Raw genomic sequence first — 16,953 nt, forward strand, 5'->3', positions numbered from 1 at the left:
CCCTTTTTCTATTGCAGGAAGATTCGTGCCTTGCGTTCACCTCTGTTTGCCGTCGCCGCCGCCTTCCTGATGACCACCGCCGCTCACGCCGCACTGCCGGTCCCGGCCGGCGTTGCGCAGCAGCCGCTTACCCTGGAGCGGGTGTTTGCGAGCCCGTCGTTGGCCGGGTCGACACCGCGCGGGGTTAAGCTGTCGCCGGACGGGCGCTACCTCACCATGCTTCGCAACCGAACGGACGAGCTGGAGCGCTATGATCTGTGGGCGCTCGACACCAACGGCGGCAATTGGCGCATGCTGGTCGACAGCAAGACGGTCGGGTCCGGCGCGGCGCTCAGCGAGGCCGAGAAGATGCAGCGCGAGCGTAAGCGGCTTGCCGGCCTTCGCGGCATCGTCACCTACGACTGGTCGCAGGACGGGAAGAAAATTCTCGTTCCGCTCGACGGCGATCTCTACCTCGCCGGCCTTGATGGAACCGTGAAGCGGCTCACCCAGAGCAAGGAGGGTGAGCTCAACCCCGTCATCAGCCCAAAGGGCAAATATGTCAGCTTTGTCCGTGATCAGAAGCTATGGGCAGGTCCGGTTGGCGTTGCCGCCAAGGCGATCACGCCGGGCGGAGGCACCGTCCATTATGGCGAGGCCGAGTTCGTCGCTCAGGAGGAGCTGGACCGCTTCACTGGTTACTGGTGGTCGCCCAATGACGACCGCATTGCCGTTCAGTGGTTTGACGAGAAGAATGTCGGCATTGTTACCCGTACTTCGATCGGTGCCGAAGAGACGACGACGTTCGAACAGCGCTACCCCGCCGCGGGCACGCCGAACATCGTTCCGCACCTGATCCTTACCGATCCCGACGGGCGCAACAAGGTCGAGGTCGACCTTGGCGTCGACAAGGACATCTATCTGGCACGGGTGGACTGGGCAAAGGATGGAAAGACGCTCTTCGTTCAGCGTCTGAGCCGTGCCCAGGACCGGATCGACATGCTGGCCGTCGATCCGAAGACCGGCAAGTCGCGACTTCTGTTCAGCGACAAGGCGGCGGCCGGTCACTGGATCAATCTCACCGACAATTACCGCATCCTTGGCGACGGCAGCATCATCTGGTGGTCGGAGCGTGACGGGCTGGGTCAGCTTTACCGGTTCAACGATGGCCAGTGGACACGGCTCACGGACGGCAAGTCCTATGTCATGGAACTCGAAGGCGTCGACGAAGCGGGCGGACGGATCTTCTATCAGGCCAACCCGGACGTGGTTTCCCCTCAGATCTACAGCCTCGACCTGGCAAAGCCCGGGACAGCCGGCCGTCTGCTCACAGACCCGGCATTCAAGAATTCGGCGAGCATGGACGAGGAGGCAACGCGCCTGATCGTCACCCGCTCATCACCCGAGCAACCCAGCCAGGTCTATCTCGCCGATACCAGCGGCCGACAAATCGCCTGGGTCGAAGAAAACCGGCTCGACGCCAAGCATCCGTATGCCCCCTATTTGGCAAGCCACGAGCCGACCCGGTACGGCACGATCAAGGCGGCGGACGGCAGCGACCTGCACTACATGATGGTGGTGCCGTCGGGGCTGAAGCCGGGCCAGCGCGCGCCGGTCTTCTTCGAACATTATGGCGGGCCGCATAATCAGTCGGTGACCCGAAGCTGGTCGGGTGCGCTGACCCAATATCTGGTCGACCGCGGCTACATCTACTTCGAGCTGGACAATCGCGGCTCCGCCAACCGCAGCGTCGCATTCGAGAAGCAAATCAACCGCGCCATGGGCGGGGTCGAGGTCGAAGACCAGAAAGCCGGCGTCCAGTTCCTCAAGACCCTGCCGTTCGTCGACGGCAACAAGATCGCCACCTACGGCTGGTCGTACGGCGGATACATGACACTCAAGATGCTGGAGGCCGACCCTGGCCTCTACGCCGCCGGCATCGCCGGTGCGCCGGTGACGAAGTGGGAATTGTACGACACCGCTTATACAGAGCGCTACCTCGGCAATCCGAACACCGAGCCGGACAGCTACGAGCGCTCCAACGCGCTGGCGGACGCCGGAAAGATCCGCGATCCGCTACTGGTGATCCATGGCATGAGCGATGACAATGTCGTCTTCCAGAACAGCACGGTGCTGTTCGCCAAGCTTCAACAGCAAGGCGTGCCGTTCGACATCATGGTCTATCCAGGCGCCACTCATGCGGTAGCGGGCGAAAAGCTCAAGGTGCACACGTGGAAGACGATTTTACGCTTCCTTGACCAGCATCTTAAGGGCAGTCCAACGAAGTAAGTTGGGATCCCAAACACTGGACTTTTGGCGGCCATCCCCATATCGGGCGCGCATCCACAAGGAGTGAAGTCATGGGCTACCGCGTCGTAGTCGCTGGCGCGACGGGCAACGTCGGCCGCGAAATGCTGAACATCCTCGCCGAGCGGCAGTTTCCCGCCGACGAGATCGCCGTTGTCGCGTCCGCGCGCTCGACCGGCGACATGATCGAGTTCGGCGACACTGACCGCAAGCTCAAGGTCCAGAATATTGAGCATTTCGATCCGACCGGGTGGGACATGGCCCTGTTTGCGGTGGGGTCTGAAGCGACCGCGATCCACGCGCCGCGCTTCGCCGCTGCTGGCTGCACGGTGATCGACAACAGCTCGCTTTACCGCATGGATCCGGACGTGCCGCTGATCGTGCCGGAAGTGAATGCCGACGCCATTGCGCTGCACACCAAGAAGAACATCATCGCCAACCCTAACTGCTCGACCGCGCAAATGGTTGTGGCGCTGAAGCCGCTGCACGACGTTGCCAAGATCAAGCGCGTCGTCGTCGCGACATATCAGTCGGTTTCAGGCGCCGGCAAGCAGGGCATGGACGAGCTGTTCGAGCAGTCGCGCAACATCTTCGTCGGCGATCCTGCCGAGCCGAAGAAGTTCACCAAGCAGATCGCCTTCAACGTTATCCCGCACATCGACAAGTTCCTCGACGACGGCTCGACCAAGGAGGAATGGAAGATGGTGGTCGAGACCAAGAAGATCCTTGATCCCAAGATCAAGGTCACCGCGACTTGCGTCCGCGTGCCGGTGTTCGTCGGCCATTCCGAAGCGATCAATATCGAGTTCGAGAATGAAATCTCGGCCAAGCAGGCCCAGGAAATCCTGCGCGAAGCGCCGGGCGTGATGCTGGTCGATAAGCGCGAAGATGGCGGCTACGTCACGCCGATCGAGTGCGTCGGCGACTACGCCACCTACATCAGTCGTGTGCGCGAGGATTCGACGGTGGAGAACGGCCTGTCGCTGTGGTGCGTGTCCGACAACCTCCGCAAGGGCGCCGCGCTGAACGCCGTGCAGATTGCCGAGCTGCTTGGCCGCAAGCACCTGAAGAAGGCGGCGTAAGTGCCGGCGCCGGTCGCAATGACCGGCGGCTGCGCCTGCGGGCGCATACGCTTCACCGCCGACGCCGACAGCGACGACGCCTACCTGTGCCACTGCCGCATGTGTCAGCGGGCGACCGGCAGCGTCTCCATCGCTTTCATGGGCATCAAGAAGGCGAAGGTGCGCTGGGAGCAGGAGCCGGACTGGTACGTATCGTCGCCGATCGCCCGGCGTCCCTATTGCCGGGAATGCGGCACATCGCTCGGTTTCGAATTTCCGGACAGCGATGCGATGGATCTCACGGTCGCCAGCTTCGACGATCCCTCAAAGTTCAAGCCTCGTCACCACTATGCCGTTGAGAGCATGCACGAAGCATGGCTCGACACATCCGCGCTTCCACGAATTCGGACGGAGGATAATCCGAACGTTGTGAAGCGCTGGCTGAAAGCGACGGGCAGGCTGCCCGACTGACCTCAGTCGTCGCGGTAGGCGAGTTCGAAATTACCCCAGCGCTGGCCGCCGAAGTAGAGCGGAACGAAGACGTTCTTCACCGGCACGAAGCGGTCGCCAAGCTCCATCCGGTAGGTTCCGAGCATGGCCGGCTTGTCGCTCTCCACGGCCTTGCGCGTCGTCTCGTCCATGAAAATGCGCTTGTTGCGGCAATTGGCGTCATTCCACACCGGATCCCTGCTGGGCGGCTGGCTACGCTCGCTGAGATGCGTCGGCAGATAGCCGTTCACGTCGGTGATGGCCGAGCCGATGATGCGCGGATCCCCCGCTTTGAAGCGGTCGAGGATCGGTCGGACATAGGCGTCGGCGAAGTTGCAGAAGCGGCTGTCATACTGCTCAGGATTGGAGCCCTGGATCAGCCGATAGTCGCGGTCGAACACATCATCCATCGTGATCATGTTGCCGGCAAGCCCGCGCTCAACTGCTTGAGTGATCATTCGCGCCGCGTCCTGCGCCGTCAGGATCAGCGGCGTATCGTCGATAGCCGCCCCGGAGTTTGCGAGCGTGTCGAGCATGGTGTTGGAAAGCTGCTCCAGCCCATGCAGGCGATCCTCCGCCTTAACGAGGTCGCGGCCGTTGACGCGGATGTCACTGGCAAAGCCGGTCAGGCCCGCCTTCACCCGGTCCACGCTTAGCTGGATGAGCCCCGTCGAATTAGCGATGCCGTCGGTGCGCTGGTCGACCAGTTCCACGATCTCTGCCACTTCGCGAACATTGTTACTGATCTCGTGGAACGTGCTTTGTGCGGCTCGGCTACGCTCGACACCCCGGCGGATCTCAGACGTGACGGCGCCGGCTTCGCGGTTCAACTCGCCGATCGTCGCCGCGATCTGGGTGGTTGCCGCGCGTGTGTCATGGGCCAGCTTCTTCACTTCGGACGCAACCACCGCGAAGCTGCGACCGGCGTCGCCGGCGCGAGCGGCCTCGATGGTGGCATTCAGCGCCAGCATGTTGGTCTTGCGGGCGATCACCTCGATGCTGGTCGACACGACCTCGACCTGGTGCATTGCCTCCGCAAAGCCCGCCAGACGGTCGCCGAGTTGCACGACCAGGTCGGTAATGCCCTTGAAGTCGGCAATCGTCGCCTCGATGGCTTCGCGACCGAGGTGAAGCTTGGACTTGGCCTGTTCCGATAGCTGTCGCGCCTGGTCGGTCGCCTCGGCGACCTGCGCCTGATCAACGAGCAGGGTGCCCGTGACCTCTTCCAGCTGGTCGAGCACTTTCAAATTCTGCTGGAGGCGCGAGGCGACGCCTTGCACATAGCCGGAGACGTCGCTGCATTCCATGGACAAGGTGCCGCAGTCCCGCGCCACCGCGCGGATGGCGTCTTCGGCGACCTGTTCAATGCCGTGCGTGGCCAACATCATGCTCCCGCTAACCTAGGTTGGCCTTAGAAAGCAGTTCCTGCGACTTTCTTAACCGCGTTTCATGGTGCCACGGCTTTGTCGTCGCAGAGACCCAAAATCGTGAGTTTTTCCAGTACGTAGGTGCAGGGTTTGCAATCCAGGTTGCACAGGTTTCAGCGGCGGCCGTGGTCATCCGCCGGCATCGTTGCAAAGTGGAAGTGCGACTGACATGTCTCCAAGCATGACATCGCAAGACGTTCCACCCAGAATGCAGACGTGGGTTTACCTCCCGGGCGTGCTCCGGGGAACGCTGCTCGTCACTGCGACGATCCGAAGCATTCGCGTTCTATGACAGCTGCGAAGGTGCAGCACTGGAACGCGTCCGACGGGGTCGAGCTTGCTTTTCACGAAGTGGGTGAGGGAGCGCCCGTTATTCTCCTGCACGGTCTTTTTTCTAGTGCTGAGGTGAACTGGATCAAGTTCGGGCATGCAGCGAGAATTGCCGAGCAAGGCTTTCGCGTGATCATGCCGGACCTCAGGGCACACGGCCTCAGCGGCAAGCCTCACGATCCCGGTGCTTACCCGAAGAACATTCTAGTCCGCGATCTTCACGAACTGATCGCGAGGCTCGACTTAACCGAATACCTGCTCGGCGGATTTTCGCTGGGGGCGCGGACCGTGCTCGAGGCGGTGGTCGGCGGCATGATGCCCGAACGTGCGGTCCTCGCGGGGATTGGTTCGGACGTGCTGACCAATTGGTCACGGCGAAGCGGTTTTTTTCTGGAAGCGATCCGGCGCTTCAATGAAGTGGAGCGCGGGGACCCTCATTGGCTGTCGGTCCAGTTCATGAAGACGATGAAGATTGACCGCGTCGCCGCTACGCAACTTCTCGGCAGCATGGTCGACTACGACAGTAGTGATGCCGTCGCCGCCGCCTTCACCATGCCGACCTTGGTCGTTTGCGGTAGCGAGGATGATGAGAACGGGTCAGCAGAGGATTTAGCGCGACTGATCGGTGCGCAGTTCACCGAAATTCCCGGCACTCATATGAGTTCGGTCACGAGCCCCGAACTTGGCATGGCGATCGCGCATTTTCTGGCGTCTTGACGCAAGAAGGGGCGCCTCTTTCGAGACGCCCCATTAACCTAGATCCTTGGTCTACAGGTCGGAAGTTCCGCCCGACGAACCCACGCCTGCATTGCCAAGGTTGGTCGAGCCAGTCGTTCCAAGATCGCCCGACTGGCGGCTGCTGAGCTGCTCCGACCACTGTCCGATCTGGTCGCTAAGACCGCTTAGCTGCTCGCTGATCTGGTTGCGGCGCGACCAGAGGAATACGCCTGCGCCGACGGCGGCGGCAGCCGCCACCGCGGCGGTCGCCGGACGCTCGCGGGCATAGTCCACGACGGCGCCGCCGGTATACTGGCTACGGCTGTCGCGATTGCTGTTGTTCCGGTTGCTTCGATTATTGTTGTTCGCCATCTCGGCTCTCCTTTTGAAAGGTGTCGACAAGCCAAACGCCCAAGGGCGCTAAGCGTTTCGACTCTCTGTTCACAGGCGGCGAGCCGATAAGGCTGCGCGGCGAAGCGCTTAGAGCTGACCCAACAAGGTTTCGGCGCTGGAAGCGCTATATTCGCCAGGCGCTTCGACGTTCAGCTGCTCAACCACGGCGTCGTTGACGATCATGGAATAACGTTGGCTGCGCTTGCCCATTCCGAACTTGGAGCCGTCGAAGGACAGCCCGATCGCCTCGGCAAAGGCACCGTTCCCATCCGCCAGCATGGTAATGTCTTCCGACCCGTCGCTCTTGTTCCAGGCCGCCATCACGAACGGATCGTTGACCGAGATGCACGCAATCTCGTCGACGCCCTTGCCCTTCAGCTCGCCGGCTTTCTCGACGAAGCTCGGCAGATGGCGCGCGGAGCAAGTGGGCGTGTAGGCGCCTGGAACCGCGAACAGCGCCACGCGCTTGCCGCCGAAATATTCGCCGGTAGTCGTAGGTTGCGGACCATCCACGCCGGCAATGGTAAGCGGCAGTTCAGGCAGGCGGTCGCCAATGGAAATGGTCATGTTCTCTCTCCAAGCTTGGACGAGCCGCGCCATAGGACGGTCAAACAGCCGCCTCAAGACTTGCTCCCGACACTTGGCGATTCCATTGTCGGTGCAATGACAACGCCGCCTTTCCTCTCCGGCAAGATGCTGCTCGCCATGCCTGGAATGGCGGATCCACGGTTTGAGCGATCGGTGACGTTGTTGTGCGTCCATGACGAAAATGGTGCTGTCGGCATCGGCATCGGTCAGAAGCGCGCCGGGATGCGGTTTCGAGCCTTGTTGAAGCAGCTCGACATCGATCCGGGGCAGGCGCCGGATTGCGCGGTCCACCATGGCGGACCGGTAGAGCCGGGACGAGGGTTCGTTCTTCACTCGAGCGATTGGGGCGGCCAGGATTCGCTTCACGTCGGCGGCGTTTGCACGATGACCGGCACCATCGACGTCCTGAAGGCGATCGCGGAGGGGCGTGGACCCAAGCAGTGGGTAGTCGCGCTGGGCTATGCAGGCTGGGGTGCCGGTCAGCTGGAGGAAGAAATGACTCGCCACGGCTGGTTTGCGGCGGAGGGGCGTGCGCAGATCCTGTTCGACACGCCCACCGACGAGCGCTGGGCCGCTTGCTTCAAGGCGGAGGGTATCGATCCGCGCCTGCTTTCGAGCGAAACCGGCGCTGCTTGATCAACATATAAAGATATCTTTATATTTGCCTTTTAGCGCGTGCGCCGCTAGGTGCGCCAGCATCCGCGCAAGCAGGCGCGCTCTCATTTCCTGAACGGAGACTATCGACGTGGCGACCCAGGCTGAAACCCGTTTCGACGACTATGTGGTGAAGGATCTCAGCCTCGCTGACTTCGGCCGCAAGGAAATTGAGATCGCCGAGACCGAAATGCCGGGTCTGATGGCGCTGCGCGACGAGTTCGGCGCGTCCAAGCCGCTGACCGGCGCCCGCATCACCGGTTCGCTGCACATGACCATTCAGACCGCCGTGCTGATCGAGACCCTCGCCGATCTGGGCGCCGAGATCCGTTGGGCCTCGTGCAACATCTTCTCGACCCAGGACCATGCCGCTGCCGCCATCGCCGCGCGCGGCATCCCCGTGTTCGCCATCAAGGGCGAAACGCTGGAGGAATATTGGGACTATGTGGTCCGAATCTTCGATTGGGGCCAGGACACGACCTGCAACATGATCCTGGACGACGGCGGCGACGCCACCATGTTTGCCTTGTGGGGCGCGCGCGTCGAGGCGGGTGAGGAACTGTTCACGCCCTCGAACGAGGAAGAGGAAATTTTCGTTGCCACCCTGCAGCGCTTCCTCAAGGAGCGTCCGGGCTACCTCACCAAGACGGTCCAGAACATCAAAGGCGTGTCGGAAGAGACCACCACCGGCGTCCACCGCCTCTACGACCTCGCCAAGCAGGGCAAGCTCCCGTTCCCGGCGATCAACGTCAACGACAGCGTGACAAAGTCGAAGTTCGACAATCTCTACGGCTGCAAGGAGTCGCTGGTAGACGCCATTCGCCGGGCGACCGACGTGATGCTGGCCGGCAAGGTCGCAACCGTTGCCGGCTTTGGCGACGTCGGCAAGGGCTCCGCCGCTTCGCTCCGCAACGGCGGCGCACGCGTGCTGGTCACCGAAGTCGATCCCATCTGCGCGCTCCAGGCCGCGATGGAAGGCTATGAAGTCGTGACGATGGAAGAAGCGGCGACCCGCTCGGACATCTTCGTCACCGCTACCGGCAACATGGACGTCATCACGCTCGACCACATGCGCGCGATGAAGAACATGGCGATTGTCTGCAACATCGGCCACTTCGACAGCGAGATACAGATCGGTGCGCTGAGCAACATGAAGTGGACGGAGATCAAGCCGCAGGTCGACGAGGTCGAGTTCCCGGACGGCAAGAAGATCATCGTGCTCGCCAAAGGCCGCCTGGTGAACCTGGGCTGCGCGACCGGCCACCCGAGCTTCGTGATGAGCTCCTCCTTCACCAACCAGGTGCTGGCTCAGATCGAGCTGTGGACCGGCGGCGAGAAGTATAAGAACGACGTCTACGTCCTTCCCAAGCATCTCGACGAGAAGGTGGCGGCGCTTCACCTCGACAAGCTGGGCGTGAAGCTCACCAAGCTGAACGACAAGCAGGCCGCATACATCGGTGTCAGCACCGAAGGCCCGTTCAAGCCGGAACATTACCGCTACTAAACAGAGCCGCGTGATTAGGGGCTTTGCAGCGGCGCTGCGGCCCCTAATGTCACCGCGATGACGGACGGCGGGCAGGGGCAATGACAGGCGAGACGACAATCTTCGTCGCGCTTGGGCTCGCCTTCGTCTGGCTGGCAGTGGGCGTAACGCTGGCACTCGTGGGTGCTCGCCGGGTACGCGATGCGAGCCGCCTCGGTGCCCGCCTTCAAGACATGCGATCGCTGGTCGCATCGTCGCCGAGCCGGGCGATCCTGATCCACCCCGGCGGTGGGGTCGAAGCCGACCCACGGTTGATTCGCGAACTCGGCTTCGAAACGGCGCCGAAGAAGATCGACGATCTTGCCGGCGACGAAAGGGGTCTGGCCAGCGTAGATGGCGCCGCGTTGATCTCTGCGCTGCGAAACGCCGCGATTTCGGGCGAACGGGTTGAAATGACCGTTCGTGTCGCGGGCAGCAGCCGCATCCTGCGGGCGGAAGCGGGGCCTGCACCAGCGCCGCGCGCCCCCGGTACCATGCTGTTGTGGCTAAGCGACGTCACCGCGGGCGAGGAAGGTAAGGCGGAGATCTCCCGCCGCCTCGGCCAGACGGAGGCGGCGCTCAACTCTTTGACCCACCTCATCGAAGCGGCCCCCTTCCCAATGTGGTACCGCAATCCGGAGTTGGAGCTTGGGCTCGTCAATTCCGCCTTCGTGGCTGCCGTTGAGGCGCGGGACGCTGCGGACGTGATCGGCCGCGGCATTGAATTGGTCGATGGTGCCGGCAGCCAGGCGGCGCGCGAAGCGGCCAAGCGAGCCCTTGCCAACAGCACACCCGACATCCGCATGCAGCCGGCGATCATCAACGGTGAACGCCGCATGCTCCGGGTGGCCAATGTGCCGCTGCCGACAGGCGCAGTAGCGGGCTTTGCCGTTGACGTTCAGGACTTGGAAGACGCCCGTTCCGAGCTGGCGCGGCATATCCAGTCGCAGCGCGAACTGGCGGACCACATGACGGCGGGCGCGATCCAGTTCGATGCCGATCGCACCGTGAACTTCTACAATCGGCCGTTCGCGGTTCTGGCTCAGCTGGACCCGGAATGGCTGAGCGACCAGCCGGAGTTCGACCGCGTCTTGGAGCGAATGCGCGACAACAACCGGTTGCCGGAAACGCGCGACTTTCCGGCATGGAAGGAAGAAAGACGTGGCTGGTTCACCAGTGCGGAGGAGGTGCTGGAGGAGGAGTGGATCCTCCCCAACGGCGATCACTTGCGGCTGGTCGCGCAACCGATCCCCGACGGCGGGCTCCGCATGTTCCTGGAGGATCGGACGGAGCAGGTGCGGCTCGCTTCCGCGCGCGACACATTGCTTCGGGTCCGCGCAGCGACGTTCGACAATCTGTTTGAGTCCATCGCGGTGTTCGCGAGCGATGGGCGCCTCTACTTGTGGAACCGCCGCTTCAGCGATGTCTGGGACTTGGACGATAGCTGGCTGAGCGAACACCCGCGCGTCGATGAGCTGGTGCCCGCAATGGCGCGGAAGCTCGTCAACCCAACGGCAGCTGCGCAGATCCGGGAGGTCGTTCGCCAGACCACCAACGAACGCAAGGCTGCGAGCGGCCGGATTTCGATGACGGACGGGCGCTATTTCCAGTTCGCCGCCGTTCCGCTTCCCGATGGCAATGCCCTGCTGACCTTCCTGGACGTCACGGACTCGAGCCGGATCGAGGCGGCGCTTCGCGAACGCGCTGCGGCGTTGGAGGAGGCGGACCGCGTCAAGACCGACTTCGTCGCCAATATGAGCTACGAACTGCGGACGCCTCTGACCTCGATCGGCGGCTTCGCGGAGATGATCGCCAACGGCTACGCCGGCGAGCTTAGCCCGACCGCCGAAGACTACGTCAAAGCGATCCTCGATGCGGTGGCGCGGTTGTCGCGCCTGGTCGACGATGTGCTCGATCTTACGACGGGCGATGCGCGCGGTGTGACGCTCGATCGTGAGCGGGTCGATGTTGGCGGCCTATGCCGGACGGCATTGCAGGCCGCGTCGCAGCGCTCGGCGGAGAAGTCGCAGAAGCTGGAGGCAGTGATCGATCCGTCGACCGGCTATGTGACGGGAGATGCGCGCCGGCTCCGGGAGTCCATGGAGCATGTGCTCTACAATGCGGTCGCCTATACCGACCCCAAGGGAACCATCCGTCTTGAAGCCAAGGGCGACGATACCAGCGTCACCGTGACGATCGCGGACAATGGGTCCGGTATACCGGCGGAGGACATGCCGCGCGTGTTCGATCGCTTCCACCGGGTCGCCGAGGCGAATGTCAGCGGCGAAGCGGCGCTTGGCCTCGGCCTGCCGTTGACTCGACAGTTCATCGAAGCGCACGGCGGGACGGTTCAACTGGACAGTGAAGTCGGCAAGGGCACGCGCGTCACCATGACCATCCCTCGTGGCACCCGGTGATCCTGGTGGACGAGGGGGCGACCCGCGCGGCGGGTGGGCGGCTTGCAGCCGCTGCGCGCGAAGGCGATGTGATCCTGCTGTCCGGCGATTTGGGGGCGGGCAAGACGACTCTGGCGCGGGGCTTTCTTGAAGCGTTGGGCCATGCAGGCGACGTGCCGAGCCCCAGCTTTGCAATCGTCCAGCCCTACGACGCGTTGGTGCCGCCTGTGTGGCATGTCGATCTCTATCGGATCGAGGATGCTGGCGAGTTGGCCGAACTCGGCCTCGATGCCGCGGACGATGGCATTCTGCTGGTTGAATGGCCGGAACGCGCGGGCGAGGGCGCATGGCCGCACGCCTTGCGGCTGACCTTGAAGGCCGAAGCAAGCGGCGCGCGATCCTTGACAGCAATCGTTCCTCCGGCATGGGAACAACGATGGCCGTTCCGATGATTCCGCCGCCGCATGCTCCCGATTTTCTTAAAGCGAATGGCTGGAGCGGTGCCCGGATCGAGCCACTCGCCGGTGACGCCAGCTTTCGCCGCTACTTTCGGGTGATCGCCGACCATGGCCGGGCGGTCCTGATGGACGCACCTCCGCCGCACGAAGACCCGCGGCCGTTCATCAACGTGGCGCAGTGGCTCTGTTCCAAGGGGCTGAGCGCACCCGACATACTCGCCCAGGATCTCGACAAGGGCTTGTTGCTGCTCGGCGATTTCGGCGACGTTCGGCTCCGCGAGACGGTGGACGCCGACCCTCGCCGCGAGCGGGAACTTTATTCGGCTGCGACGGACGTGCTGGTTCACCTACACCGCCACGAGCCGATGGGCGGCCTGCCTGTTCACGGATTGGAGCAGTGGCTGGACGAGGTCATGCTGTTCACCGACTGGTATTGTCCGGCGGTGGGGATCGAGCCAGACCGCGATGGTTTCCGCGCTGCGTGGACTGACGTACTTGGGCCGGTAGCGAACGACGGGCTTGGGCCGGTGACGGTGCTTCGCGACTATCACGCCGAGAACGTCATGCTGGTCGCCGGCCGCGAAGGCATTGCTCATTTGGGCTTGCTCGATTTTCAGGATGCGCTTGCCGGCCACCCGGCCTACGACCTCGCTTCCGTGCTGGAGGATGCGCGCCGCGACGTGCCGCCGGCAGTCGAGCAGGAAATGCTCGACCGCTACATGGCGGCGACGAACCAGGACGAAAGCTTCGAACGCTCCTACTGGGCGCTTGCGGCACAGCGGAACACCCGCATCCTTGGTGTCTTCACCCGACTTTGGAAGCGGGACAACAAGCCGCATTACACGGCATTTCAGCCGCGTATGTGGGGCTTGCTTGAGCGCGACTTAGCGCAGCCGGGACTTGAGCCAGTTCGGAACTGGTTCGATGATACTGTGCCGGCAACCCACCGAGCCGAGATCTGGAGCAAGCTGCCGTGACCAAGAGCTTGCGGCTGCGCGCCGAAATCCCGGCGGAGGTGCCGCATACGGCGATGGTGATGGCGGCGGGCCTCGGCAAGCGTATGCGGCCGCTGACCGCCACGCGCCCTAAACCGCTGGTCGAAGTTGCGGGCAAGCCGTTGCTAGACCATGTCCTCGATCGGCTCCGGACGGCCGGAGTCAGGCGCGTCATCGTCAACGTGCACTACCTTCCCGATGCGCTCGAGGCGCACCTCAAGAGCCACGCCGCCGATCTCGACGTGAAGATTTCCGATGAGCGCAAGGAATTGCTCGAGACAGGCGGCGGACTCGTGCAGGCGGCGCCGATGATCGATTGCGACCCGTTCCTGGCCGTCAACAGCGACAATCTTTGGGTCGACGGTCCCGCCGACACGCTGAAGCTGCTCGCGTCCCACTGGGACGGAGAGCGGATGGACGCCCTGCTGCTTCTGGTCGCGTTGGCCCGCGCCGGCAATCATCGGGGGCAGGGCGACTTCCATATGGATTGCGACGGGCGGCTTCGCCGCCGCGAGAAGTCGCATGTCGCGCCTTTCGTCTACACCGGCATTCAAATCGTTTCGAAGCGGCTGCTTCGCGATGCACCTGAGGGGCCCTTTTCAACCAACATCCTGTGGGATCGGGCGATAGAGGAAGGCCGCTGCTTCGGGGTGGTCCACCAGGGCCTGTGGTTCGACGTCGGTACGCCCGATGCGATCGGGGCGACCGAGGCGGCACTTCAGGATGCCTGAACCATCGGCGCAGACGATCCACGCGCCGACTGTTTTCACCGTCCCCGCGCATCGTTCCTTCGCCGATGCGCTGGTTGCCGGTCTCATCGGCCGCTTCGGCAGGGATCCGGTGGCGCTTGCGAGCGGGCGAATCCTGCTCCCCAACAACCGCGCGGTTCGAACGCTCACCGAGGCCTTTGTCCGCGCAAGCGGCGGAGGGCTCGTCCTGCCGCGGCTGATCGCAATCGGCGATCCGGAGTTGGAAGAAAGGATCGGGGGTGCCCTCGACCCATTGCAGGAGGACGCCGGAACTCCCCCTGCGATCGATCCGCAGGTCCGGCTTTTCGCGCTTGCAAAGCTCCTGGACGCACCCACCCCGGCGGAATCGCTGCGCCTGGCCGCCGATCTTGCGCGCACGCTGGATGCTTTGCTGGTCAACGAGGTCGATCCTAGGAGGCTTGCAGAGGCGGCGGCGGATGCGCCCGAACTGGCCATCCACTGGCAAATCTCGCTCGATCGGCTGCGCGCCATCATCGATCTTTGGCCGGCACGGCTTGCCGAATTCGGGCGGGTCGACGGAGTGGAGCGGCGTAACCTTCTGTTGCGCGGCCTTGCCAAACGCTGGGAGAGCCGCCCGCCGTCGGGCTTTACCATTGCCGCTGGGATTACGACGGCCGCACCTGCGGTCGCCGCGCTGCTTCATCGGGTCGCGCGCATGCCGGATGGGATGGTCGTCCTGCCTGCATTGTCACTCGCTACTATTATGCCCGATGCCGAATGGGATGCACTCGGTCCCGACGATCGCGGTCGCAGCGAGCAGACCCATCCGCAATATCACCTGAAGGAATTGCTCGACCGCATCGGGGTGGCGCGGGGCGAGGTCCGGCCCTGGCCGTCGGCGGGGCGGGCTTCATCGCCCGCGGCGCGAAGCCGCGTCGTGGCGAACGCGATGACCGCGGCCGATTTCAGCGACAAATGGAACGGCCTTCCTCCCGCACACCGTAGGCTTGGCGGGGTAAAAGTCGCGGAGCTTGCCGATCCGGCCGCAGAGGCGCAGGCAATCGCCCTAGCAATGCGGGAAGCGCTGGAGGTGCCAGGGCGGACCGCGGCTCTGGTAACGCCCGACCGGACGCTGGCGCGCCGCGTCTCCGCTTTGCTCGCCCGATGGGGAATCGACGCCGACGACAGTGCCGGGCGCGCCTTGTCGGAAACGCCCGTCGGCAGCTTGCTGCTCGGCATCGCGGCAGTAGCGACCGAGGAGCTGGCACCCGTGCCGTTACTCGCCTTGCTGAAGCATCCGCTGGTGGGCGGCGAGGGCGACGCGCGGAGGGCGTGGCTCGACAAGGTGCGATTGCTCGACCTTGCGCTCCGTGGGCCACGGCCCGCAGCGATGCTCGACGGCCTGGAACGGCATATCGAGCTAAAGGAAAAGGAGCGGGGATGCCGCGGGTGTCTCCAGGCGTGGCGAGAGCTCAAGCCCGCGGTTGAACAACTGCTCGGCTGGTTTGCGGATACACTGCCAGTAGAGGCGTTCATCGCCCGCCTGGTCGATGCGGCGGACAAGCTGACCGACGGCCGCGCCTGGGCCGGGCCGGCCGGACGCCAAGCTGCGGACCTGCTGGCAGATCTGGATGACGGACAAGGATTGATTCTGGGAGCATCGGATGCCCAGCCCGTGCTTCGGCAAATTCTGGATCAGCAAAGCGTCCGGCCGCCTTATGGTGGCCATCCTCGCTTGTTTATCTTCGGCCTTCTGGAAGCCAGGCTGCAGCAGGCGGATCTGATGATCCTCGGCGGGTTGAACGAAGGCGTGTGGCCGGCACCGCCGGCGCCGGACGCGTGGCTGGCACCGAAGATCCGCGCCAATCTGGGGCTGCCGACGCTCGAATATCGTATCGGCCTGTCCGCGCACGATTTCGCCAGCGCCTTGGGCGCTCCGCAAGTGCTGATCACCCGCTCGCGACGTGACAGCAAGGCCCCGACCGTCGCCTCGCGCTTCTGGCTGCGCTTGCAGGCGATGACCGGCGGGCTGCTCCACGACGTGCGGCTGGAGCGTCTGGCACGAGGGCTGGACGACATGGGACAGCCCCGGCCGGTGGACCGGCCTGCACCCGTACCGACATCGGAGCAGCGGCCGAGGCGGATCTCGGTGACCTCCGTGGACCGCCTGAAGGCGGATCCGTTCGCCTTTTACGCGCAGGAGATCCTCAGGGTTCGGCGGCTCGACCCGGTCGATGCTGATCACAGCGCTGCCTGGCGGGGCACGGCAGTGCACAAGGTGCTGGAGGATTGGCTACGGGAGGACGATTGCACGCCCGACCGGCTCGAAGCGCGGGCGCGCGCCTTGCTGGAGGATGCGACCATTCATCCCATGCTGCGCGCCTTGTGGCAGCCGCGGTTGATGGAGGCGATCCGCTGGATCGGGGAATTGGAGGCTGAAAATCGGTCCAAGGGGCGCCGCCCGCTGGTCGCCGAAGCGAAGGGTGAGGCGAAGCTCGGCGAGGTAATCGTCTACGGAAAAGCCGATCGTATCGATCGCTTAGCAGACGGAACGCTGGCTATCGTCGATTACAAGACCGGTCAGCCGCCCAGGCAAGCGGCAGTGGATGCAGGCTTTGCGCTTCAGCTAGGCCTACTGGGTCTTATTGCCAGAGCGAACGGGTTTGGAGCTGTTCACGGCAAGCCTTCGGCGCATGAATATTGGTCACTGACCAAGGACCGCGACAAGTTCGGCAAGCTTGCCTGCCCCGACGCCAAGCTGGGGGCCGACGACTTTCTGGATCACGCACGCCGACACTTCGACGACGCGGTCGCGAGGTGGCTGAGCGGCCAGGAACCCTTTACCGCGAAACTCCATCCCGCCTTTGCGCCTTATGGCGATTACGACCAGCTGATGCGGCTGGAAGAATGGTACGGCCGGCGATGAG

General features: G+C 63.6%; 14 protein-coding genes. 11 read left to right on the forward strand and 3 right to left on the reverse strand.

From position 1 onward, the window contains the following. Positions 1-69: 69 nt before the first annotated feature. From G7077_RS13050 to G7077_RS13060, 3 genes are all read left to right on the forward strand, one after another. Complete coding sequence (locus G7077_RS13050) at positions 70-2,268, forward strand: S9 family peptidase (RefSeq protein ID WP_166412492.1); 2,199 nt, start codon at positions 70-72, stop codon at positions 2,266-2,268. Positions 2,269-2,339: 71 nt separating this feature from the next. Further along, positions 2,340-3,368: an aspartate-semialdehyde dehydrogenase gene (locus tag G7077_RS13055; RefSeq protein WP_166412083.1), complete on the forward strand. Its 1,029-nt coding sequence runs from the start codon at positions 2,340-2,342 to the stop codon at positions 3,366-3,368. An 18-nt stretch (positions 3,369-3,386) separates the two neighbouring features. Then, positions 3,387-3,818 (forward strand): GFA family protein, encoded by a 432-nt coding sequence (locus tag G7077_RS13060; protein ID WP_166412493.1) that lies wholly within the window; start codon positions 3,387-3,389, stop codon positions 3,816-3,818. Positions 3,819-3,820: 2 nt separating this feature from the next. Here the strand turns inward: G7077_RS13060 and G7077_RS13065 are convergent, their stop codons facing one another. Continuing rightward, complete coding sequence (locus G7077_RS13065) at positions 3,821-5,224, reverse strand: methyl-accepting chemotaxis protein (protein WP_166412084.1); 1,404 nt, start codon at positions 5,222-5,224, stop codon at positions 3,821-3,823. Between the two features lie 327 nt (positions 5,225-5,551). Here G7077_RS13065 and G7077_RS13070 point away from each other — a divergent pair, with 327 nt between their 5' ends. Next, positions 5,552-6,310, forward strand: a complete 759-nt coding sequence (locus tag G7077_RS13070) for an alpha/beta fold hydrolase (RefSeq protein ID WP_166412085.1) — start codon at positions 5,552-5,554, stop codon at positions 6,308-6,310. A gap of 51 nt (positions 6,311-6,361) precedes the next feature. Here G7077_RS13070 and G7077_RS13075 read toward each other — a convergent pair whose 3' ends face one another. Beyond that, on the reverse strand, positions 6,362-6,682 hold the full coding sequence (locus G7077_RS13075) for a hypothetical protein (RefSeq protein ID WP_166412086.1): 321 nt from the start codon (positions 6,680-6,682) through the stop codon (positions 6,362-6,364). Between the two features lie 108 nt (positions 6,683-6,790). Beyond that, positions 6,791-7,270, reverse strand: a complete 480-nt coding sequence (locus G7077_RS13080) for a peroxiredoxin (RefSeq protein WP_166412087.1) — start codon at positions 7,268-7,270, stop codon at positions 6,791-6,793. A 96-nt stretch (positions 7,271-7,366) separates the two neighbouring features. Here G7077_RS13080 and G7077_RS13085 point away from each other — a divergent pair, with 96 nt between their 5' ends. The 7 genes from G7077_RS13085 to addB all read left to right on the forward strand — a co-directional run bounded on the left by G7077_RS13085 (position 7,367) and on the right by addB (position 16,952). Further along, on the forward strand, positions 7,367-7,927 hold the full coding sequence (locus tag G7077_RS13085) for a YqgE/AlgH family protein (protein WP_166412088.1): 561 nt from the start codon (positions 7,367-7,369) through the stop codon (positions 7,925-7,927). Positions 7,928-8,036: 109 nt separating this feature from the next. Continuing rightward, positions 8,037-9,449, forward strand: coding sequence for an adenosylhomocysteinase (ahcY, locus tag G7077_RS13090; protein ID WP_166412089.1), 1,413 nt, complete (start codon positions 8,037-8,039; stop codon positions 9,447-9,449). Positions 9,450-9,529: 80 nt separating this feature from the next. Further along, complete coding sequence (locus G7077_RS13095) at positions 9,530-11,884, forward strand: PAS domain-containing sensor histidine kinase (RefSeq protein WP_166412090.1); 2,355 nt, start codon at positions 9,530-9,532, stop codon at positions 11,882-11,884. Next, positions 11,881-12,315 carry a tRNA (adenosine(37)-N6)-threonylcarbamoyltransferase complex ATPase subunit type 1 TsaE gene (gene tsaE, locus G7077_RS13100; protein WP_166412091.1) on the forward strand — a complete coding sequence of 145 codons (435 nt, stop codon included), beginning with the start codon at positions 11,881-11,883 and terminating at the stop codon, positions 12,313-12,315. Before G7077_RS13095 ends, tsaE begins: the two co-directional genes overlap by 4 nt. Beyond that, positions 12,300-13,298, forward strand: coding sequence for an aminoglycoside phosphotransferase family protein (locus G7077_RS13105; protein ID WP_246167222.1), 999 nt, complete (start codon positions 12,300-12,302; stop codon positions 13,296-13,298). Before tsaE ends, G7077_RS13105 begins: the two co-directional genes overlap by 16 nt. A gap of 53 nt (positions 13,299-13,351) precedes the next feature. Beyond that, positions 13,352-14,047 (forward strand): nucleotidyltransferase family protein, encoded by a 696-nt coding sequence (locus G7077_RS13110; RefSeq protein WP_166412495.1) that lies wholly within the window; start codon positions 13,352-13,354, stop codon positions 14,045-14,047. After that, positions 14,040-16,952 carry a double-strand break repair protein AddB gene (addB, locus tag G7077_RS13115; protein ID WP_166412092.1) on the forward strand — a complete coding sequence of 971 codons (2,913 nt, stop codon included), beginning with the start codon at positions 14,040-14,042 and terminating at the stop codon, positions 16,950-16,952. Before G7077_RS13110 ends, addB begins: the two co-directional genes overlap by 8 nt. The last annotated feature ends 1 nt before the right edge of the window (position 16,953 follow it).

The organism is Sphingomonas piscis (assembly GCF_011300455.1).
In the GTDB taxonomy this organism is placed as follows: domain Bacteria; phylum Pseudomonadota; class Alphaproteobacteria; order Sphingomonadales; family Sphingomonadaceae; genus Sphingomicrobium; species Sphingomicrobium piscis.

Bases quoted from the DNA above. Each gene is read 5' to 3' on its own strand.
- addB (WP_166412092.1), top strand. From the start codon at position 14,040: ATGCCTGAACCATCGGCGCAGACGATCCACGCGCCGACTGTTTTCACC.
- G7077_RS13065 (WP_166412084.1), bottom strand. From the start codon at position 5,224: ATGATGTTGGCCACGCACGGCATTGAACAGGTCGCCGAAGACGCCATC.
- G7077_RS13080 (WP_166412087.1), bottom strand. From the start codon at position 7,270: ATGACCATTTCCATTGGCGACCGCCTGCCTGAACTGCCGCTTACCATT.
- G7077_RS13105 (WP_246167222.1), top strand. From the start codon at position 12,300: ATGGCCGTTCCGATGATTCCGCCGCCGCATGCTCCCGATTTTCTTAAA.
- G7077_RS13095 (WP_166412090.1), top strand. From the start codon at position 9,530: ATGACAGGCGAGACGACAATCTTCGTCGCGCTTGGGCTCGCCTTCGTC.
- G7077_RS13060 (WP_166412493.1), top strand. From the start codon at position 3,387: ATGACCGGCGGCTGCGCCTGCGGGCGCATACGCTTCACCGCCGACGCC.
- G7077_RS13110 (WP_166412495.1), top strand. From the start codon at position 13,352: ATGGTGATGGCGGCGGGCCTCGGCAAGCGTATGCGGCCGCTGACCGCC.
- G7077_RS13070 (WP_166412085.1), top strand. From the start codon at position 5,552: ATGACAGCTGCGAAGGTGCAGCACTGGAACGCGTCCGACGGGGTCGAG.
- G7077_RS13085 (WP_166412088.1), top strand. From the start codon at position 7,367: ATGACAACGCCGCCTTTCCTCTCCGGCAAGATGCTGCTCGCCATGCCT.
- G7077_RS13050 (WP_166412492.1), top strand. From the start codon at position 70: ATGACCACCGCCGCTCACGCCGCACTGCCGGTCCCGGCCGGCGTTGCG.
- G7077_RS13075 (WP_166412086.1), bottom strand. From the start codon at position 6,682: ATGGCGAACAACAATAATCGAAGCAACCGGAACAACAGCAATCGCGAC.
- G7077_RS13055 (WP_166412083.1), top strand. From the start codon at position 2,340: ATGGGCTACCGCGTCGTAGTCGCTGGCGCGACGGGCAACGTCGGCCGC.